Raw genomic sequence first — 20,810 nt, 5'->3', positions numbered from 1 at the left:
CTGACTCTTGCGGATTTCGCAGATGTGATGGGGGAGGGGGTGTTGAAAACGTCAGAACGGCGACTAGGGTGGGTGTCTCAACGAGTGGACACCTCGAACCAACCCACCAGGAGGGCCGGCAGTGAGCACCGAGCTGCGTCGTCTGCGCAACTACATCGACGGTGAGTTCCGCGACGCCGCCGACGGACGGACCACCGAGGTGGTCAATCCCGCGACCGGAGAGGCGTACGCGACCGCGCCGCTGTCCGGCGAGGCGGACGTCGACGCCGCCATGGCGGCCGCCGCCGCGGCCTTCCCGGCCTGGCGCGACACCACCCCGGCCGAGCGGCAGAAGGCGCTGCTGAAGATCGCGGACGCCTTCGAGGAGCGCGCCGAGGAACTGGTCGCGGCGGAGGTGGAGAACACGGGCAAGCCGACCGGGCTGACCCGCTCCGAGGAGATCCCGCCGATGGTCGACCAGATCCGCTTCTTCGCGGGCGCGGCGCGGATGCTGGAGGGCCGCTCGGCCGGCGAGTACATGGAGGGTCTGACCTCCATCGTCCGCCGCGAGCCGATCGGCGTCTGCGCGCAGGTCGCGCCGTGGAACTACCCGATGATGATGGCGGTGTGGAAGTTCGCCCCCGCGCTCGCGGCCGGCAACACCGTCGTCCTCAAGCCCTCGGACACCACCCCGGCCTCCACCGTCCTGATCGCCGACATCATCGGCTCGATCCTGCCCAAGGGCGTCTTCAACGTCGTCTGCGGCGACCGCGACACCGGCCGCGCGATGGTCGAGCACCCCACTCCGGCGATGGCCTCCATCACCGGCTCGGTGCGCGCCGGCATGTCGGTGGCCGAGTCCGCCTCCAAGGACCTCAAGCGCGTCCACCTGGAGCTGGGCGGCAAGGCCCCGGTCGTGGTCTTCGAGGACACCGACATCGACAACGCTGTCCAGGGCATCTCGGAGGCCGGCTTCTTCAACGCCGGCCAGGACTGTACGGCCGCCACCCGCGTGCTGGTCCACGAGTCCGTCCACGACGCGTTCGTCTCCGCGCTCGCCAAGGCCGCCGAGGACACCAAGACCGGGCAGCCCGACGACGAGGACGTGGCGTACGGGCCGCTGAACAACCCCAACCAGCTCAAGCAGGTCGCCGGCTTCATCGAGCGGCTGCCCGCCCACGCCAAGGTCGAGGCCGGCGGCCACCGGGTCGGCGACAAGGGCTACTTCTACGCCGCGACCGTCGTCTCGGGCCTCAAGCAGGACGACGAGATCATCCAGAACGAGGTCTTCGGCCCGGTCATCACCGTCCAGTCCTTCACCGACGAGGACCAGGCCGTCGAGTGGGCCAACGGCGTCGACTACGCGCTGGCCTCCTCCGTGTGGACCAAGGACCACTCCCGCGCCATGCGGATGTCCAAGAGGCTCGACTTCGGCTGCGTGTGGATCAACACCCACATCCCGCTGGCCGCCGAGATGCCGCACGGCGGGTTCAAGAAGTCCGGCTACGGCAAGGACCTGTCGGCGTACGGCTTCGAGGACTACACCCGCGTCAAGCACGTGATGACCTCGCTCGACGCGTGAGAAGCGCCTGACGCCCCGAAGGCGGGCGCACGAGCGCGCGCGACGCGCGGCTTGCGCAGGGTACTCGCGGCCCCGGACGGTGGACGGACCGTCCGGGGCCGCGGCATGCCCGGGGACCGGCATCCGGCGGCACGCTGATCGACAAGGTGTCGGGCAGGCACTCCGGCGCTCGACGGAGCGTCGATTGCCCCGCGGCGACGGCGGGCGCCATGCTGCGCCAATGCCCCGGACCACACTGCCGCCCCGCACGCCGCCCCTGCCCTCCCGCCGCTCCCTGCTGCGCGCGCTCGGCTCCACCGCCGCGCTCGGCGCGCTGGCCGGCTGCGGGGTCCCCGCCGCCTACGTCAGCCCCGGCGACCGCTCCGTCCCGGACTCCTCCGCCGGCGACAAGAAGCTCGTCTGGGCGAACTGGCCGCTCTACATCGACACCGACGACAAGCACCCCGACCGGCGCCCCACCCTGGAGGGGTTCGAGAAGCGCACCGGGATCTCCGTCGACTACGTCGAGGAGATCAACGACAACGACGAGTTCTTCGGCAAGATCAGCCCGTCCCTGATGAACCACCAGGACCCCGGCCGCGACCTCGTCGTCATGAGCGACTGGATGTGCGCGCGCTTCGTCCACCTGGGCTGGGTGCAAGAGATGGACCGGGCGGCCCAGCCGAACGTGGCGGAGCAGCTCGACCCGCTGCTGCGCTCGCCCGCCTTCGACCCCGGCCGCAAGTTCACCGTGCCCTACCAGTCGGGCATCACCGGAATCGCCTACAACCGCCGCAAGCTCGGCCGGGACGTCCACCGGGTCGCCGACCTGTGGGCGGGCGACCTGAAGGGCCGGGTCACCCTGCTCTCCGGCCTCGACGAGGCGTTCGCGCTGCTGATGCAGGGCGACGGCGTCGACATCACCCGGTGGACCGCGGACGACTTCCACCGGATGTGCGATCAGGTCGAGCGGCAGATCAAGCGCGGCCAGATCCGCCGCTTCACCGGCAACGACTACACCAAGGACCTCGTCAGCGGCGATGTGCTGGCCTGCCAGGCGTACTCGGGCGACGTGATCCAGCTCCAGGCGGACAACCCCGACATCCGCTTCGTCGTGCCCGAGGAGGGCGCCGAGCTGTGGTCGGACTCCCTCATGATCCCCGACCGGGCCCGGCACAAGGGCAACGCCGAGGCACTGATCGACTACTACTACGCCCCCGAGGTCGCCGCGGAACTCGCCGCCTGGGTGAGCTACGTCTGCCCCGTCCCCGCCGCCGAGGAGGTCCTGGCCGCGTCCAGGGACGAGGACACCGCCGCCCTGGCCGGCAACCCGCTGATCTTCCCCGACGACGCCATGCGCAAGCACCTGGCGATCGCCCGCGACATCACGTCCACGGAACGGGTGGAGTTCGCCAAGCGGTGGAACGAGATCGTGGGGTTGTAGGCAGGCTGGAACGGACCGGTGGCGAGGACGCCCACCAGATGCCGGACGCCCTGGCCGACTGACCTCGGTCTGCTGCGGCTTGGGGACGCGGGCATCAACATCGTCACCGATCACCGGCATGACGGCTTATGACTATCCGCCGAATACCACCTCCCTCCGGCCACAGCGATTGGGGTGAGCGTGCGCACGCCCTTCCTCTCCAAGGACGATGTGACAATTTGTCACATCGCTGGACGGGCAGGGGTCCCACGGTCCACTGTGGTGAGACACCTCGGAGGGAGCGGATTTATGGGTCCGTTTTTCGAAAATGTGCGTCCGGACAGCATTCCCGTAGAACGTCTGGTGCGACCTGGTGAGATTCTCGCTCGACTGGCTCAGTACGGAATCGCGATCTTTCACGGACTTGATAGTGCGCCCAGTCTGGTCGCGCTGGCCCGGACCCTTGGAACGGCCTTACCGCATCCTGACAGTGACGCGCACGCGGTAACCGTGATCACAGAACGCGAAGCAGTTGCCGGTCGTGCATTTGCGGATGGTTTCAGCCGGGCAGCGCTCGCGCCCCACACCGATCGCGCAGACATGCTGGTCCCGCCGGGACTACTGGTGAACCTATGCGTCGTGCAGGCGGAAACGGGCGGCGAGAGTGTTTTCGCTGACGGTGGCGCCATCTATCGCCTCCTCGCAGCGCGGGCGCCGGAGGCATTGCAGGCCCTGAGTCAACCGAATGCAGTCGCCTACGGAAGGAGCCACGTCTACGCGGGGCCGATATTCGAGCCGTCAGGCAGCGGTCGGCGTCTGAGAATTCGCGTTTGGCCGCCTGAGCAAGGGCGTTTCTCGCAGGCTGCTGAGGCGGCCCTCGGAGAATTGAAACTCGCTATCGATGCGCAGGCGCTGACGATAGGCCTGGCCGCAGGTCAAGGCTATGTGGTCGACAACCACCGCTGGTTGCACGGCCGCCGTGCCTATCTGGGAAACCGAGTGATGCTCCGCATCGGCGTCGAACCCCACCAGGGGGCTCTCCTGACCGGAATCCCTTCCGTGCTGCAACGAGGAGTTCAGGGATGACCATCATCATGCGTGCAAGGACACTGTTACAGATCCTCAGTACATTGTTCACGATCGGCTTCGTCCTCGGGATGATCGTGATGGGTCGATGAAGAGCTCCGGCGAGAAGGGCAATGAGACCGAACCGCAGGCAGAAAATGGTCCATCGGATCACATCGAGCGCACCGGTGAATCTGCCGGCCCGGCATCCGAACCCTGGGCGGTTCCCCCCAAACTCTCACTCAACTTTCCGTGGTACACGCCGCAGGGGAGCCGAGTCCTGCGCTCAGGCGACCTCGGCGCGATACTGCGCTACTACCGGAAATTCCGCAAGTGCACTCAGAGGCGGCTCAGCGAGATGGTTGGCGTCGATCGCACTCTCGTCTCGCTCTGGGAAACGGGGAGCCGGCGCCTCGATAGCATCCCAGACCGCATCACACTCGCTGATCGGTTAGGCATTCCGTACGCCTCCCTGGGGATCAGCGGTGTCGGTCAGCAGGACCACGCGGAAATGATCGCAAGTGGCGAGTCCGTCGTGCGTCTCGCTCGATTGGCACGCGAAGAAGGAAGAGCTGCCGATGCGCTCCGAGAACTCGGTCGACTGGTCAGAGCGCTGGAAGAACGTGCGCGCAGTAAGAAGGCCAGGCGTGCCGACGTGATGTTGCTCGCCGCCGCGCGTGCCGAGATAGGAGTAGCACTCGGAGACCTACTGCCCGAGGCTCACCTCGCCGCCGCCGTGCAGTGGGCAGGTTCGGGCGCGAACATGCTGAAAGAACTGAAAGGTGAGCCGCGCATGTGGGCTCACGCTCTCCGGATGCAAGGGAATGAGCTACGCAAAGCCGGGGATCTTCCGCAGGCCGTGAAGACTCTGCAGAGCGCGGTTGAAGTATCGCCTGATCTCGGAGGTCGAGCGACTGCCGGGCTGCTTCTGGCGCGCGCGGCAAGCGAGCAAGGAAACATCGGCATGCTCGATCGGTGCGTTGAGCAGTGCCGACACGCTCTTGAACAGGATCCATCGATCTCCGACTTCTTCATCAATCCATTCAGCCTCCGTGAGGTGGAGCTGCGCGGCTTCCTCCTCACCGGTCGGATCAAAGACGCAGAGCGTGTGGCGAGCCAGTCGAACACCACGAGTCCAGCGCCTCCTACCTGGGGAGTGATAGAGCGCGTGACCATGGCCCAGTTCCATCTGGCCACTGGCGAAGCGAAGGTCGCGGATTCAGAACTCCGTGCCGCGATTCTCGATGCTCAGACGCTGGCCTTGCCTCACCAAGTGGAACGCGCGATCCGGTTAGCCGGAAGTGCGAACCTGCACGATCTCGTCCGGATCGGAAGAGAAGTCGTCGAGGGAATGTCTGACCCGCTCATGGGCCCTGGCGACGTCGCCTAGCGTCAGCTGGGAAGGGTGGTCACGGGGCCCGGGCCGGCATCTGCCGGCCCGGGCCCCGCCTCACCGGGTCACTGGCCGTTCGCGTGCGACGGGCCGAAGAACTCGATCTCCGCGATGGCCACCTGCTTGGAGCCGGAGGTCTGGTAGGCGGTGTCGATGGTGAAGCGGACCGCCGTGACCTTGCCGACGCGGAAGGGGATGCGCTGGCCGCCCGCGCCCTGGTCGAGGGTGATCTCGCGGGTCGTGGTCTTCCCGTCGGCCAGCGTGATCGTGGCCGTGACGCGGTGCGGGAGCGCCGACTGGGTGAGCTGGTCGGGCCGGACCGAGACGCCCGGTGTGATGATCAGGTCGAGCAGCCGGGTCGGCTCGTCGAACTTGGCCTCGATCCACTGCCCCTGGCCGGACTCCGAGACGCCCGGCCCCCACCAGGTGTTGTTGAGCTTGTCGAAGGCCAGGTCCGGCTTGTGCCCGGGGTAGGAGCGGGACGCGGCGAACCGGTCCGGGGACACCGACGCCCGCTTGGCGAAGTGGTCGCGGGTCGCCTGGACGCCCTGCGGGATGTGCACGGCCGCCACGATCAGCGCGGTCACCACGATCGCCGCGCCCAGCCAGGTCAGCACCCGGTCGAACGCCCGGCGCAGGCGCGGCCGGTCGCCCGCCCACGGCGCCTCGCGCTGGCCGAACCGGCCCAGCCGCCGCCACCAGGGCAGCCGCGCCGCCCCCCGGCCCTCGCCCGCCATGGGCATCGCGCACCGCGTGCAGTAGTGCCGCTCGGGCCGGTTGCCCGTGCCGCACCAGGGGCACGGCGTCCCGCCGTGCAGGCCGAACTCCTCGCCCGGGGCCCGTACGGTCTGGGGCCGCTGCGGCACCGGACGGCCGGGCAGCACCGGGGCGACGGACGGGCCCGCCGCGGGGTGGGCCTCCGGGTCGGCCACCGGGACGAGCAGTTGGCGCGCCCGGTCGGTCATGCCGTCCGCGTCGCCGTGACCGCCGTGGCTGCCTTGGCCTCCGTAACCTCCCTGGTCACCCTGGCCGTTGTGGCCGTTGTGGCCGTCGGGTGCGGCGGTGGTGGTGGGCAGCGGTGTGGTGGGGTCCTCGCCGTCGTCCACGGCGCCAGGGGCAGCCGGTGCGGCCGGTGCCGGGGCGGCGGCCTGCGGTGCGGCCGGTGCCGGGGGAGTGGCCGGGGCGGTCGCCTGCCGGGGGAACGCGGCCGCCGGGGCCGGGTCCTGCGGAGCAGGAGCGGGGGCGGGGGCAGGGGCAGGCGCGGGGGGCGCCGGGGGCGTAGCGCCGTCTTCCTGGCGGGTGGCGGCCGGGGCCGGGGCGGAGACCGTGGCGGTCGGCGCGGTGGCGGCCGGCGCCGTGGCCGTGGCGGCGGCAGGGGCCGAAACCGAGGCGGCGGTGGCCGGCCGCGCGCGGTCGCCGGAGTCGGCGGCCGCGGGGGCGGCGGCCTGCGGTGCGGCCGGTGCCGGGGCGTCGGCGGGCCGGGCCGCCGCCCGGTCCGTCCAGCTCAGGACCGCCCCGCAGGCGTCACAGAACGACTGGCCCGGTTCCGCGCGGGTACCGCATTCGGCGCAGTGCTGGGTGGTCGTCATCTCTCGGGGGTCCTTTCGGCGGGTACGGCGGGTTCGGCTGCGGTCACCTGGACCGTGTACGGCATGTGGGCGGGGCGGGCCGCGGCGACCAGGGCGTCCAGGCGGTGCCGGTCCGCCGGGGACGGGTCGGGCAGTCTCAGGTGTACGTGCAGCCGGGGGCGCGCCTCGCCGGGCACCGCGCCCAGCGGGCGGGCGCTCCAGGCGGCGCCGCCGCTCTCGGTGATCTCCGGCTCGACGCCGAAGGCGAGCCGTACCGCCTCGGCCAGCCCGCGCCGGGTGCCGCGGATGCGGTGCAGCCGGGCGGCGGCGGCCACGGCGTCCCGCAGCAGCGGCTCCGGTTCGCCGCCGTCGGTCTCCGCGCCCACCCAGCCGCCCAGCCAGCGGGCGAAGTCCAGCGGCGCCAGGGACGGCCGGAAGTACGTGTCCAGACAGTCGAGCACGCTCAGGATCGGCGCGACCACGTCGTCCAGGCCGCCGACGAAACGCTGCGCGAGATCGTCGTCGGCGAAGACGGCGGGCAGCATCATGCCGATCGGCGCGGACGAGCCCAGACCGTCGATGGAGCCCCGCATCAGGCACCGTCCCCGATCACACGCACCCGGTGGTCGAAGGAGAAGACCAGCGAGGGCGGGGACAGGTCGATGCGGTCCGTGGCGTCGCCGCGCTTGCCGGTCAGCGGGTCGGCCGGGTGCAGCACCACCTGATCGACCAGCTCCACGCCCGGCACCCGCTGCAGCACCGCGAACACCTCACCGGACTGCACCGGACGCCCGAACGGCCAGCCGGTGCCGTCCGCGCCGCCGGTCAGCGGGTCCAGGTGCCGGTACAGCGCGTCGTGCGCCTGGCGCCGCACCCGGTCGGTGTCCACGCCCCGGAAGGCGTGCACCGTGGCCACCACCGTCACGCCCTGGTAGTACGGCGGCCCGACCGCGAGGCGGGTGCCGATCAGCCGCCGTTCGTCCAGGTGCCGGGTGATCCGGTCCAGCAGCGCGTCCCCGGGGACGAGCTGCTCGAAGCGGAGCCGGCCGCCCGGGTCCGGCACCGCCTGCGGCACCACGAGCACCCGTACGGCATACGCCCCGTGCTCGCCCTCCTTGCCCTCCAGGCAGGTGATGCGGGCGGTCTCCGGGGCGGCGCGGCGGGCCAGCTCCTCGTAGTCGCGCAGGGTCACCGCCCGCTCCTGGGCGCGCAGCGTGATCGGCGCGCGGACCTTGGCCTCCTCCACCGTCTCCCCGTCCACGCCGCCGCGCGCCGCCTCGCGGTTGACGACCTCGGAGACGTACGGGATGGAGGTGCGCAGGATCTGCACCGCGCCGCGGGCCACGTTGCCCGCCCGGCCGCCGCCGGTGCGGTAGCGGCGGGCGCGGATGGGCGAGCCCTTGGGGGCGGCGGCGCCGTACTGGCGCAGCGAGCCGTCCGGTTCGCGCACGGCGGGACCGAAGGCGATCTCACCGGTGGTGGCGTCCAGGGTGATGTGCCGGTCGTCCGGGCCGGAGGCCGCGAAGTTGGGCACGACCCGCCAGTCCGTCCACCCCTCGACCTCGGCGGTCTGCAGCAGCAGCGGCGGATCGTCGCCGACCACCGGCGCGTACGCCAGGCGCAGCCGCTGCCCCGGCAGCCCGGTGGACTCGCCGAGCGCCTCGTCGTACACCGTCTCGGCGTGCACGGCGGCCGTGGTGCCGCCGACGGTGAACGCCTCGGCGGAACGGACCGTGGGGGAGGTGGTGTAGAAGGGCTGGCCGGGGTGCGGTTCGGTGACCCGGCAGCGCAGCCAGCCCGCCTCCTGCCCGGCGTTGCGGGACAGCACGTGCCCGCCGGGGACGTGCAGCACCACCTCGCCCGGCCGGTTCAGGCCGCCGGTGCCGTCCCGGTCGACCTCGCAGGGCTGCCAGCCGTCCGCCGTCCACGCCTCCCACACCAGCGGCGGCTGGCGCGGGTCCACGCCGACGCCGTCCACCCGGCTGTCCAGGTCCAGGGCGAGCGCGCAGTGCGGCACGGCCGCCGACAGGCCGATCAGCATGCAGTCGCCCGGGTCGGGGGACTCGGCGAAGCAGAGCAGGTCCTTGTCGTCCTCGGCGAGGTCGTGGGTGCGGTCCACGGCCGCCTCGCCCCGGTGCTGCACCAGCAGATGCCGCAACTCGCACGGTACGACGCTCAGATCGCGCTCGGTGGCGAAGACGACCGCCTCCTCGCTCTCGGTGCGCACGGTGGCGACCTCGGTGCCCACCGGCACCGCCACCGCCTCCTCCTGCGGCGCCGACAGCCAGAACGTCACGTCGGTACGGGCCGCCGACGGCGGGAACAGGGTGATCCCGACCAGATCGAGGAAGGCCAGGTGGTTCTTCTCCGGCACCCGGTTGAGCCGGTAGACGATCTGGTCGGCCATGTGGGCGACCGTCTCGACGAGGGTGACGCCGGGGTCGGAGACGTTGTGATCCGTCCACTCCGGGGCGCGCTGCTGGATGTAGCGCTTGGCGTCGTCGACGAACTGCTGGAAGCGGCGGTCGTCGAGGTTGGGGGAGGGCAGTGCCATCAGCGGTCGCTTTCCGGAGCCGGGGAGGTGCCGCCCGGCTCGTCGTGGGACGGAATGACGTAGAAGGGGAAGACGAGGCTGCGCGGGTTGTTGGTGCCGCGGATGGAGTAGCGCACGTCGATGTAGAGCACGCTCTGGTCGGAGCCCGCCGTCACCTCGACGTCCTCCACGTCGATACGCGGCTCCCAGCGGTCCAGGCTGACGTACACCTCGTGCTGGATGCGGCCCGCGGTCTGCTCGTTGACCGGGGCGAACACCAGATCGTGGATCGCGCAGCCGAAGTCGGGCCGCATCGGCCGCTCGCCCGGCGAGGTGGACAGCACCAGCCGGATCGCCTCCTCGATCTCCCGCTCCCCGCTGACCAGGGCGATCCCGCCGGTCGGCCCGATACGCAGCGGGAACGACCAGCCGGACCCGACGAACTGCTCGGCCATCAGGGACACACCCGCCTTCCGGGGACACGACTACGGCAACGGACAGCGGGACGAGGCCGGTTCACGGGATCACCATCGGCACCGGGATCGTGGTGACCCCGAACACGGGCGAGGCGACCATGGTGGTCGGCGCCTTGATCGTCGTGTTGGCGGCCGAGGTGATCTGCACGGTGCCGCCGCCGGTGAGGTTGGCGATACCGCCCGCCGTCAGGTTCAGCGCGCCCCCGGTGACGACCCCGATCTCGCCCCCGGCCCGCATGTTGATCATGCTCGCGCTCTGGATGCTGAGCGGGCCGCCGCTCTTGAGGGTCAGGCTGCGTCCGGCACTCAGCGAGAGATCGGTGCCCGCCTCCACCGACACCGACCGGCTGCCCTTGATCGTCACCGAGCCCTTGCTGTCCACGGTGATCTCGGTCTTCGTCCGGTCCAGGTTGATGGTCAGCCGCTTGTCGCCGGAGATCAGCCGGACGCCCTGCTTGCGCAGGCCGGTCTTCTGGCTGAGCAGGTCCATGCGGTTGCCGTCCCGGTCGGAGACGGTGTGCCGGCTCGCCTTCTTGCGCACGGTGTCGTGCAGTGGCACGTCACTGACCACGGTCGGCTTGTCCCGGCCGTTGTAGAGCCCGCCGATGACGAACGGATGGTCCAGCGCGCCCCGGTCGAAGGCGACCAGGACCTCGTCGTTGACGTCCAGCGGGAAGATCCCGCCGCCGCCGAGACCGCCCAGCTGCACCGTCCGCGTCCAGTCGCTGACATAGGTGTCGTCCAGCCACGGGAACTGCAACCGCACCCGGCCCTGCTTCAGCGGGTCGTTCACATCCGTCACCAGCGCGTTGGCCACACTGGGCAGCCGGGGCGCGGTCTCCGAACCGCCCGAGGCCAGCCCGTACAGCGAACGCCACTGCCGGCCGCTCACCGTCACCCACACCTCGTAGTGCTTGCCGTCCCCGAACACGTGCCGCACCGAGGTGACCGTGTACTTGCCCTCGAAGGGTACGCCGACATCAGCGAGGGCCACCGGAACCCCCGGGCGCAGCAGGGGATTTCCGCGCGCGACGACCTCCAGCTCGCCGAACGAGCCGGTGACGTCGTCGGCGAGCGCGTCGGCCGCGAACTTCACCTCGTTCTGCTTGTCGTAGGGCGTGCCCGTCTCGACCAGCTTGGCCGTCTTGAACTTCCCGGCGGCGGCGCCCGGCGTGGTGCCGATGGTGATACCCGGGTTGGTGGTGGCGGGCGCGGTGGCCGTGAGCTTCTTCTTCGTCGTCACGTCCCAGCCGCGCGACTCGACCTTCCCCACCTGGTCGGCGGCGGTCACCGCGGCCCGCAGCCGCAGGATGTCGTGCCCGGCCTGGAGCACGAACGGGCTCTTCTCGCCGTCGGTGTTCGGCGAGGGCGCCCCCGAGGCCGACTTCGGCTTCACGAACTGGAACTTGCCCTTCGAGTCCACCGACATGACCATCTCGTTCTCGTCGGCGAGCCGCGCCAGGAAGTCCCAGTCGGTCACGTTGGACTGGCTGATGAACTCGTACACCGTCCGCGTCGACTCGATCCGCCCGACCGGCACCCCGTCCTGGGCGGCCAGCTTGCGCGCGATGTCGGAGGCGCTCTGGTTGCGGTACGCGGCCACCCGGCGCTGGCGCAGCAGCCGGTGCCCGGAGTCGTAGCCGCGGATCACGGTGAAGGTGCCGGTGCCGTCGTAGTCGGCCTCCAGGCCGGTGACCTCGCCGGTCAGCAGCGGATCGCCGGACCCGTCGCCGTCGGCGACCGGCGCGAGCACCACCTTGGTGCCGAAGGTGATGCCCAGCTCGCCCAGGAGCAGCCGGTAGGGGTCGCGGAAGGTCAGCCGGAACGCCGCCGGGACGCCCACGCCCTGGTCGACCTGGCAGTCCACCAGGTCCGCGGCGTACTCGGGGGGCAGCTTGGCCCCGCCGACCTTGACGTCGATGACATTGGAGTACGCGGACTGCACCATCAGCCACGCACCTCCTCGGCGGCCGGCAGCACCAGCTCGACACCGGCCGGGAGATACGTCGGGTCGTCGATGCCGTTGGCCTCGGCGATGGACCGCCAGGCCGCCGCGTTGCCGTACTCCCGCCAGGCCAGCGACTGCAGCGAGTCACCCGCCACGACCCGGTGCACGCGCTGCGCGGTGAGCGCGCCGGAGGTCGGGTTCTGGCCCTTGGTCCGGCTCGGGATCTCGTGCAGCTGGAGCCGGCAGGTGGCGCGGATCGGCACACCGGTCGTCCCGAACAGCGTGTAACTCGCCTCCACCGCGCTGACGTACGCCGTGAACCGGGCCGTCGAGAACGACCCCCACTGGAAGACCACCCACGGCGGCGACGGCTGCTTGGCGGCGATGCTCTGGGTCGTCACCTGGCAGCAGGCCAGCAGCGACTCGACCTTCTTCAGCACGGTGTTGCTGGTCGGCTCGTCGGAGGAGTCGAGGAAGATCTCGACGCCCATCTCACGGGGCTCGGAACCCATGAACTCCGGGAGCGGGCCGGTGCGTTCGATCTGGGTGGGGGTGACCTTCCAGTTGGCCCGGCGGGACAGCGAGAGCTGCGCCGGGTTGAAGTCGAAGCCGAACGTCTTGATGATCCCGCCGGGCGTCCTGCTCTTGCCCTTGGGCGGCTCGTGGATCGCGAGCGTGGCCCGCACCAGGCTCTTGCCCGCGCCGCCCCTGCTGCCCTTCGCCATGTCCGGTACTCCCCTCAGTCCGTGAACCCGTGGTGGGCGATCTCCAGCACCTCGGTCGCCACGGCCGGGCTGGCCGGGTCGAGGGTCGGTCCGGTCCAGCTCACCGGCAGCACGTCGATGAGCCCCCACCGGGCGACCTCGGAACCGTCCGCGCGCAGCGCCGCGATCTGGGCCGTGGGCCGCTTGATGCCCGTCTGCACGGACGAGATCCACTTGGCGACCTTGGCGGTGTCGGGCGTGAGCGGGCGGGTCAGTCGGATGGTGGAGAACGTGACGCGCGTCGGCAGCTGCCACACGAAGCCGTTGTTGCCGCCCTCCTGGTGGTGCTCGACCTCCACCTGGGACGCCAGCCCTTCGCAGCCGTTGAAGTAGCCGAGGCTCTCGCCGTCGATGCTGAGGGTGAACCAGATGGTGGAGCCCGGGTCCTGGCGGGACATCGAGGGTGGGCCTTTCTTTCGTTTCCGTCGTCGTTCCGGTCGGTGGCGTCCGGTGCCGTCGCTCAGTGGCGGGGGTCGCGGAGCTTGCCGATCCGCTCGCGGTCCAGGCGGAGTTCGGTGCGGATCAGCCGCGTGATGCGGCCGATGATCCGGTGCACCAGCTCGTCGAGCTGGAAGTCGGTCAGCTCCCTCGGGTCGAACGCGCCCGGCGGCAGCTCGGACTGCTCCTGCTCCGCCTGGACGGGCCGGCGCGGGGGCGGTGGCGGGGGTGGCGGCGCGGGGCTCGGCGCGGCGGGCGGCGCGGGCGGCGGCACGGCCGCTCGCGCGGTGGTGACCGGGGGCGTCGCCGGGCCGCCGGTGGGCGGCTTGGCGAGGGGCGGGGCGCCGGCGGGCTTGGTCAGGGAACGGCGCTGGAGGACCGGGAGGGGAGGCAGCGCCGGAGTCGGGGCCGGTGCGGCGGTGGGGGTTGGGGGCGGGGGTGGCGATGTGGTCGGCGGCGTGGCCGGGGCCGGGGCCGGGGCCGGAAGAGTGGTGGCGGGTGGCGGGGACGATAGGCGGACCGGGGGCGTGGTGAGGGGCGGGGTGGCCGCGGGGCGCGCCTGGGCGGGGGGCTGGGGGGTGGAAGGGGCGCCGGTGAGGGGCGCGGTGTCGACGGGGGGCGCGGTCATGGGCGCCCCCAGCGGGGAGCGGCGTACGGGGGAGACCGGGGTGGCCGGGGTCGCCGGCGTACGCCTGCGCTGTACGACGGGCGGCACTGCCGCCGCCGTGCCACCGGCGGAGGCAAGGGGTTCCTGCCGCACCGAGGGGGCGACGGGAGCGGCCGGCTCCGGCGGGGGTGCGGCCGGGGATGCCGGTGCGGCCGGGGTGCTCGGCAGCGGACTCGGGCTCGCGGGGGCCGCGGGGCTCGCGGGAGTCGCGGGACGTGAGGAGACGGGGGCTCCGAGGCCGGGGCGGGAAGCGCGGCGTACGGCGCTTCGCTGGACGGCGGGGGGAGCTGCGGAGGGAGAGGGGCCGGGGGTGGAGCCGGGGGTGGTCGTCGTGGTGGCCCGCTGTACGGGGGTGGCGGTGGGGAGTGGGGTGGTGTGCGTTGCGGGCGGGGGCGCCGGTGAGGGCGCGGACGAGGGCAGGGGTAGGGGGGTGGTCGGTGCCGGGGCCGCTTCGGCGGGAGGGGTGGTCGGCGCGGGGCGGTCCGGGGTGCCGGGGGCCGGTGCCGGGCTGGACGGCGTACGGCTGCTCCCGCTCCCGCTCCCGCTCTCGGACGCGGTACGGGGTGCCGTGGACGACGACATACGCCGCTGTACGGCGGGCCGCGCCCCACCGGAAGCCGGGCGGGCCACCGGGCCCGGGGCGGAGCCCGCGACCGGACCGGCACCGGAGGCCGGCGCCGGACCCGAGCCCGAGCCCGGGGTCGGGTCCGCGGCCGAGCGGGACACGGAGACCGGGCCGCTGTCCGAACCGGAAGCGGAAGCCGGACGGGAGACGGGCGTAGCACCTGCGGCCGGACCGGTGCCCGGGCTGGCGGGCCGGCCCGAGGTCGAACGGGAGACCGTGACCGGGCCGTTGCCCGCACTGGAAGCGGAAGCTGAACGGGAGACCGGGGCCGCGCCGGACACGGGAGCACGTCCGCCGCCCGAACCGGAGGCTGTACCCGAGGCAGGAGTGGAGCCCTTGACGGGACCGGTCCCCGAGCCGGAGGCCGAGCGGGAGACCGGAACCGCGCCCGTGGCCGGACCGGACGCGGGGGCACGACCGCCGCCCGAGCCGGACGCCGTACCCGAGGCCGGAGCAGGGCTCGAAGCCGGACCGGCAACAGAACGAGAGATCGTGACCGGGCCGTTGCCCGAGCCGGAAGCCGAAACCGGGCCCTTGGCCGGACCGGAGGCAGACGAAGCCGGAGCGGAGACCGAAGCCGGAGCAGAGACCGAAGGGGAACCGGAGACCGAGGCAGGACCGGAGGCCGAAGGGGAACCGGAGGCCGAGGCAGGGCCGGAGGCCGACCCCGCAGCCGTGCCCGTGCCCGTACCCGTACCCGTACCCGAACCGGAACCCGACACCGGCTTCGAAGCCGACGCCCCGCCGGAGGCCGACGCCCCACCCGAGGCGGAGGACCGACCGGAACCCGTGGCCGCACTCGAAACCGAGCGGGACACGGGAAGCGGACCGCTGCCCGAGCCGGACGCCCGGCTCGGCGCACCGCCCGCGGCTCGCACCGCCGGAGTCGAAGGAGCCGGCGAACCGCTCGCCGCCCCGCCGCCCGGCACGGGCGGTATGCCCGCGGCGGCGGACCGCCCCGAGGCACCGGCCGCCGGAGTGCCGCCGCCGCTCGTCGCCCGCTGGACTGCGGGCACCTGCCCCGCACCGGCCGCCGCCGCGCTCTTCGCAGGCGCCGGCGAGGGACCGGACGAAGCCGCCTCAGCCGTGCGACCCGGGCTCACCTGCCCCGGCGTACCCGCAACCGGAACGGGAACGGGAATCGGAGCCGTGTCCCGTACGCCGGAACCCGCCTCCGTGTCACCGCCGCCGGACGCGACCCGCTGTACAGGCGCGGGCGCGGGCGCGGGCACAAGCGCGGGCGCGGGCGTCGACGAGGCCACCGCGGGCGCGGATTCCTTACCGTTCCCGGCAGTTGACGTCCGTCCCCCGGACGCGCCGTCGCCCGGCGGAGTCGGATTCCGCCGGGCCACCGGGAGCGAACGCCGTTGCACCGCCGGCGCTCCCCGCCGGGCGTGCGTCAGTGACGCGGGCCGGGACGAGGAGTCCGTGGGCGCGACGGGGGACAGCCGCGGGCCGGAGGCCGGCAGCGGAGGGGGCACCGGCGCGGTGGACGGCGGCTGCGGAGTCACCACCGGGGTGCTCCGCACGGCGGCCACGGAACCGGCCGACCCGGCCCGTGCGGCCGGAGCGGAGGGCGGTGACCCACCGCCGTTCGCCGCAGGAGACGGGGAGGGAGCAGGAGAAGAGGAAGCAGCGGAGTGGGCACCGGAGGCGGTGGAACCGCCGCCCGTGTCCGCCCCCGCGGACCGCACCGCGGACGCCGCCGCCCGCGGGCCGGCACCAGGGGACGCCTGCCCGGGCGCAGCGGCGGACCGCTGCACGGAGGCGGCCCCCGCCGGGGCCGCAGACGCTCCCGAAGGACCGGAGCGCGCCCCCGCCGAGGCCGCGGACGGCCCCGGCTGCCCGGAACCGGAACGTGCCCCCGCCGGACCGGCGGACGCATCCGCCGGGCCGGAACCGGAACCTGCCCCCGCCGGAGTCACGGACGCTCCCGGCTGCCCGGAGCGAGTCGCCGCCGCGGCGGCGGACGGCCCAGGCCGCCCGGAACCGGAACGCGCCCCCGCCGGACCGGCGGACGCACCCGGCTGACCGGGCCGCGCCCCCGCCGGGCTACCGCCCGGAGTGAGCGCCGGGCCCTGGCCCGGCCGCACCGCGCCGGAGGACCGGGCAGGCCCGTCCGGCGGTGCGGCCGGGGACCGGGGCGGCAGGAAGCGCAGCGGCACCGCGGGTGCCCGCTGTACCGCCGGTCCGGCCGGGCCCTGGCCGGAGGCCGGGGACAGGGTGGTGGCGGGGAGTTCGAGACCCGTCACGGGACGGCCCGGCGTCGGGTGCGCCGCGCCGCCGAGCACGGCGCTGCCGCGTCCGTCCAGCACGGCGTGCGAGGCCGTGCTCGCGAACGTCGGGTTCTGCCAGGTGGGCAGCCGGCCGCCGAAACCGGCGTCGGCGACCCCGGCCGGGTCCGGGCCCAGGGCGCGCTGGATCGGCGGCAGCCCCGGCCAGGACACGGGCACGGCCGCCCGCCCACCGGGGACCGGCGCCGGCTCACCGGCCGTACCCGCTGAGCCGGCCGTGCCGGATGCTCCGGCCGCACCGGATGCTCCGGCCGCGGCGACCGCACCGGTGCCCTCGTCGTACGTACCCTTGCGGAAGCGGTCCAGGAGACCCACCGTTCAGCCCTCCGTCCCGGCCCGTGTCACCAGGGACGCGATCTCGCCCGTGTAGCGGCGGCGATCGTGGTGTTCCAGGTCCAGGATCTCCTCCAGGCTCCAGTGGAAGTGGTAGGCCACGTACGCGATCTCCTCGTGCAGCCGGTCGGTCGCGTACGTCACGATTCCCCCAGGCGGCTCCCGCCGAGTTCCACCTCGAACGGCTCCGCGCAGTGCGGGCACCGCACGGCCGCGCGGGTGTGGCCCTCGGCGTTGATCTGACGGTAGAAGTCCTGCAGGAACGCCAGGTCCGAGGCGAACATGTTCTCCACGATCCCGTCGTGGACCAGGGGCAGCGTGCCGAGCCGGGTGATGACCCGGCCCAGCAGGACGACCGACAGGTACGCCGGGTTCTCCTGCACGCGCACGTCCCGCAGCGGGACCAGCTCGTCCCGGGCCGTCGACAGCCGCATGGTGCCGTCCCGGTGGACGGTGCCCGACTCGTCGACGTAACCGCGGGGCAGTTGGAAGGGGAACTCGGTGCGCAGCGGCTCCTGCGGGAGGGGCTGCTGCGCCGGCGGTGCCTGGACGGGCGCCGCCGGCTCCGGTGCGGTCTCCGCCGCCTCCGGACCGGCGTACGCCACGGCGCCGCCGGTCCGGCCAGCCGTACGCCGCATTACTCGATGACCAGTTCTTCGAACGCGATCGTCACGGTCTCGGTCAGCGCGGCGGCCTCGCCCGCCTTGACCGTGCTCGCGTCGATCTTGCTGCACCAGGCGTTGCGCAGGTGGTAGCGCTTCACCGGGTTGTTCTGGAAGTCCATCATGATGATGGACGCGTTCTTGCGGGCCGTGGTCATCTGCCCGCTGATGGACTGGTTGATCCACTGCGTGAACGAGGCCGACTGGGTCATGCCGCGCACGACCGTGCAGGTGCCGTTCTTCTTCACGCCCGGCAGGTTCTTGACGACGTTCTGGCCGCCCGGGGTGTTCTGCTGGTACGTGATGACGTCCTGCTCGATGCTGAGGCCGCTGACCTCGGCCAGGTACTCGACCATCACGCCGTCGATCTGCAGGCCGAAATTATGCGAGGTGAGGGCGTCACCCGGCTGGAGACTCATGTGTTCGCTGTCCTTCTAGAAGACCTGGCTGGGGGAGGGGAGAGGAGCGGAAGGCGGGCGCGCGGCCTACTCCTCCAGCTCACCGCTGCCGCTGGAGAACTGCGCCAGCCGGAAGATCACGAACTCGGCCGGCTTGACCGGCGCGATGCCGATCTCGCAGACGACCCGGCCGACGTCGACCGACTCCGGCGGGTTGGTCTCCTCGTCACACTTGACGTAGTACGCCTCCTCGGGACGCTGGCCGAACAGGGCGCCGCTGCGCCACTCGTTGACCAGGAACGCCGAGATGTTACGGCGGATACGGGCCCACAGCGCGTGGTCGTTCGGCTCGAACACCACCCACTGGGTGCCGATCAGGATCGACTCCTCCAGGTAGTTGAAGTACCGGCGGATGTTCAGGTAGCGCCAGGCCGGGTCGGAGGAGAGGGTGCGCGCACCCCAGACGCGGATGCCGCGGCCCGGGAAGGCGCGGATGCAGTTGACGCCGATCGGGTTGAGCAGGTCCTGCTCACCGCGGGTGATCTGGTTCTCCAGGTCGACCGCGCCGCGCACGACCTCGTTGGCGGGCGCCTTGTGGACACCGCGCTCGGCGTCGTTGCGGGCCCACACACCGGCGACGTGGCCGCTCGGCGGGATCATCCGGGTCTGCCCGGTGCTCGGGTCGAAGGTCTTGATCCACGGGTAGTACAGGGCCGCGTACTTGGAGTCGTAACCGGCCGTCTCCTGGCGCCACACCCGGATCTGACGGGCGTTCAGGCCGGGCGGCGGGTCGATGACGGCCACCCGGTCGCCCATCAGCTCGCAGTGCGCGATCAGGCCGAGCTGGACCGCCTTGACGGCCTCCAGGTCGATCGCGCCGCGCTGGTAGGCGGCCATCAGGTCGGGCACCGCGACCATGGAGATCTCGTCCACGGCCTCCAGGCCGCCGAAGCCGGTGCGGTCGGCCGAGTCGCCGAGGTAGTCGCCGGGGCCGGGGTGCGAGTCCTGGGCCTCCACGGGCGCGGGCGCGCCGGGGGCGGCCGCGGGCGGGGCCGGCAGGGTCACCGTCTGGTTGTCCGGGCGCACCAGCTGTGCGGCCGGCACGGCCTCGGTCACGGTGATGAGCTTGGAACGCTCCTTCACCTGCGTGACGACGTAGTTGCGGCCGCCCTTCTTGGCGGTCACGTCGAAGGTCTCGACGGCCTTGTCGCCGTCCTTGACGACCAGCCGGAACCGCTCGGCCGGGCCCTCGCCCTCGGCGTCGGCGACCTCGACGCTCAGCGGGCCCTTGCCGCCGGAGGCGAGCGCGGTGACCGAGAACGTGCCGAGCTGGCGGGGCTCGCCCGGCGGCAGCGCGGCGACGGCGGCGGAGCCGGCCACCGCGGCGGGGGCCGTACCGGCGCGGCCCGCGGCCTCGTCGGACCCGGCGTCATCGGTGGAGCCGCCGACGCGGACCACGTACGCGGCGGTGCCGCCGTTCTGGAAGAACCCGTAGACCGAGTGCGCGAGGTAGTAGCCGTCGGTGAACGCCCCGAAGGACGCAACGTACTGGCTCCAGTTGGTGACCAGCGTCGGCTCGTTCAGGGGTCCGGTCGGGGCGAGGCCCACGAAGGCCGCGACCGACGTGCCCACCCCTTCGATGGGGCGCGAGCCGCTGGCCACCTCCTCGACGTAGACGCCGGGCGACAGGTAGGACGGCATGCTCTGCTCTCCTCGGGGTACGAGACATGAACAGGTCCACCCTCGCGCGCGACGCGCGTTGTCGAAACGTCCTGGGGTACCTCACCGCGGGCACTGTGATTGCCCCGACGGGCAGGGCGGCTTCCCTCTCTGCCCGCTCGGCCGGGCGCCGGTGCCCGTGTGTCTGCCCCCGTGCCCCTTCCCTTCCCCCGCGCGCGCGGGTGACGCTGGTACGGCAACCGTGGAGGGGAGCGCCGTTGCCCGTACGCGAAGCACGCGACGGCAGGCAGGCGCCGGCCCGCCCGGTGTACGACGCTACGACGCACACGGCACCGGGCTGCCCGACGAGCCCCGGGCCGTCCACAACGAGGAGCGGTGACCCGGCCGGCCATGACTCTCTGGACCTCTCTCGAACCCGCGTCCGCCACCGTGGACCCGGGCAGCAGTACCCGGGTGCGGCTTCGGCTGCGCAACACCGGTGACGTCGTCGACGAGTACCGCTTCGAACCGGTGGGGGCGGTCTCGCCCTGGACGACGGTGGAGCCGCAGTCGCTGCGGCTGTACCCGGGCACGACGGGGACCGTGGAGCTGACCTTCGCCCCGCCCCGCACCCCGGACGCCACGGCGGGCCCGAACCCGTACGCCGTCCGGATCATCCCGACCGAGCACCCCGAGGCCGTCACGGTCCCCGAGGGCAACCTCACCATCACCCCGTTCACCGAGGTGCGCGCCGAACTGGTGCCGCCCACCGTCAAGGGCCGGTTCCGCGGGCGCCCCCGGCTGGCCGTCGACAACCTGGGCAACACCAAGGTCACCGCCTCGGTCAGCGGCAGTGACAACGGGGATCAGCTCTCCTACGACGTGCATCCGGGCAATGTGCAGATCGAGCCGGGCCGGGCGGCCTTTGTGCGGGCGACGCTGAAGCCGCGGAAGATCATCTGGTTCGGGTCGAAGGAGCAGCGGCCGTACACCCTGGCGGTGCAGCGGTCGGGTGCGACGGCCT

16 protein-coding genes and 1 pseudogene are annotated in these 20,810 nt (G+C 72.5%); 5 read left to right on the top strand and 12 right to left on the bottom strand.

Annotated elements, in window-relative coordinates; translation table 11 throughout:
- The first annotated feature begins 121 nt into the window (after positions 1 to 121).
- The 4 genes from ABZ858_RS32795 (at position 122) to ABZ858_RS32780 (ending at position 5,418) form a co-directional block, all read left to right on the top strand.
- Complete coding sequence (locus ABZ858_RS32795; RefSeq protein WP_361387028.1) at positions 122 to 1,561, top strand: gamma-aminobutyraldehyde dehydrogenase; 1,440 nt, start codon at positions 122 to 124, stop codon at positions 1,559 to 1,561.
- A 220-nt stretch (positions 1,562 to 1,781) separates the two neighbouring features.
- Complete coding sequence (locus tag ABZ858_RS32790) at positions 1,782 to 2,984, top strand: extracellular solute-binding protein (RefSeq protein WP_361387025.1); 1,203 nt, start codon at positions 1,782 to 1,784, stop codon at positions 2,982 to 2,984.
- A 288-nt stretch (positions 2,985 to 3,272) separates the two neighbouring features.
- Positions 3,273 to 4,049, top strand: a complete 777-nt coding sequence (locus tag ABZ858_RS32785) for a TauD/TfdA family dioxygenase (RefSeq protein ID WP_361387022.1) — start codon at positions 3,273 to 3,275, stop codon at positions 4,047 to 4,049.
- An 88-nt stretch (positions 4,050 to 4,137) separates the two neighbouring features.
- Positions 4,138 to 5,418 (top strand): hypothetical protein, encoded by a 1,281-nt coding sequence (locus ABZ858_RS32780; RefSeq protein WP_361387019.1) that lies wholly within the window; start codon positions 4,138 to 4,140, stop codon positions 5,416 to 5,418.
- A gap of 68 nt (positions 5,419 to 5,486) precedes the next feature.
- Here ABZ858_RS32780 and ABZ858_RS32775 read toward each other — a convergent pair whose 3' ends face one another.
- From ABZ858_RS32775 to ABZ858_RS32720, 12 genes are all read right to left on the bottom strand, one after another.
- Positions 5,487 to 7,010, bottom strand: coding sequence for a zinc ribbon domain-containing protein (locus tag ABZ858_RS32775; RefSeq protein WP_361387016.1), 1,524 nt, complete (start codon positions 7,008 to 7,010; stop codon positions 5,487 to 5,489).
- Positions 7,007 to 7,582 (bottom strand): phage tail protein, encoded by a 576-nt coding sequence (locus ABZ858_RS32770; RefSeq protein WP_361387013.1) that lies wholly within the window; start codon positions 7,580 to 7,582, stop codon positions 7,007 to 7,009. Before ABZ858_RS32770 ends, ABZ858_RS32775 begins: the two co-directional genes overlap by 4 nt.
- Positions 7,582 to 9,543, bottom strand: coding sequence for a putative baseplate assembly protein (locus tag ABZ858_RS32765; protein ID WP_361387010.1), 1,962 nt, complete (start codon positions 9,541 to 9,543; stop codon positions 7,582 to 7,584). The genes ABZ858_RS32770 and ABZ858_RS32765 overlap by 1 nt, the downstream gene beginning before the upstream one ends.
- Positions 9,543 to 9,977, bottom strand: a complete 435-nt coding sequence (locus ABZ858_RS32760; protein ID WP_361387007.1) for a GPW/gp25 family protein — start codon at positions 9,975 to 9,977, stop codon at positions 9,543 to 9,545. Before ABZ858_RS32760 ends, ABZ858_RS32765 begins: the two co-directional genes overlap by 1 nt.
- 61 nt (positions 9,978 to 10,038) lie before the next feature.
- The gene (locus ABZ858_RS32755; RefSeq protein ID WP_361387004.1) at positions 10,039 to 11,946 is read right to left on the bottom strand and encodes a VgrG-related protein; all 1,908 of its coding nucleotides are present in this window, start codon (positions 11,944 to 11,946) and stop codon (positions 10,039 to 10,041) included.
- A complete protein-coding gene (locus ABZ858_RS32750) occupies positions 11,946 to 12,671 on the bottom strand; it encodes a tail protein X (RefSeq protein WP_361387001.1) in 726 nt (241 codons plus the stop codon). Before ABZ858_RS32750 ends, ABZ858_RS32755 begins: the two co-directional genes overlap by 1 nt.
- Positions 12,672 to 12,685: 14 nt before the next feature.
- Positions 12,686 to 13,108, bottom strand: a complete 423-nt coding sequence (locus ABZ858_RS32745; RefSeq protein WP_361386998.1) for a phage tail protein — start codon at positions 13,106 to 13,108, stop codon at positions 12,686 to 12,688.
- A 62-nt stretch (positions 13,109 to 13,170) separates the two neighbouring features.
- Entirely contained in the window at positions 13,171 to 13,776 is a 606-nt protein-coding gene (locus tag ABZ858_RS32740; RefSeq protein ID WP_361386995.1) for an extensin, read from the bottom strand.
- Positions 13,777 to 17,052: 3,276 nt separating this feature from the next.
- Positions 17,053 to 17,211 (bottom strand): DUF6760 family protein, encoded by a 159-nt coding sequence (locus tag ABZ858_RS32735; protein ID WP_361386992.1) that lies wholly within the window; start codon positions 17,209 to 17,211, stop codon positions 17,053 to 17,055.
- Positions 17,208 to 17,705: a hypothetical protein gene (locus ABZ858_RS32730; protein WP_361386989.1), complete on the bottom strand. Its 498-nt coding sequence runs from the start codon at positions 17,703 to 17,705 to the stop codon at positions 17,208 to 17,210. Before ABZ858_RS32730 ends, ABZ858_RS32735 begins: the two co-directional genes overlap by 4 nt.
- A complete protein-coding gene (locus ABZ858_RS32725; protein WP_037862822.1) occupies positions 17,705 to 18,148 on the bottom strand; it encodes a phage tail protein in 444 nt (147 codons plus the stop codon). Before ABZ858_RS32725 ends, ABZ858_RS32730 begins: the two co-directional genes overlap by 1 nt.
- 66 nt (positions 18,149 to 18,214) lie before the next feature.
- The gene (locus ABZ858_RS32720) at positions 18,215 to 19,828 is read right to left on the bottom strand and encodes a phage tail sheath subtilisin-like domain-containing protein (protein ID WP_361386986.1); all 1,614 of its coding nucleotides are present in this window, start codon (positions 19,826 to 19,828) and stop codon (positions 18,215 to 18,217) included.
- 369 nt (positions 19,829 to 20,197) lie between these two features.
- Here ABZ858_RS32720 and ABZ858_RS32715 point away from each other — a divergent pair.
- Positions 20,198 to 20,810, top strand: a pseudogene (locus tag ABZ858_RS32715) (peptidoglycan-binding protein); the annotation flags it as partial.

It is taken from the genome of Streptomyces sp. NPDC047017 (genome assembly GCF_040644175.1).
GTDB lineage: Bacteria > Actinomycetota > Actinomycetes > Streptomycetales > Streptomycetaceae > Streptomyces.
Note: the sequence above shows the minus strand (reverse complement) of the source record. Positions and strands in the feature narration are given on the sequence as shown.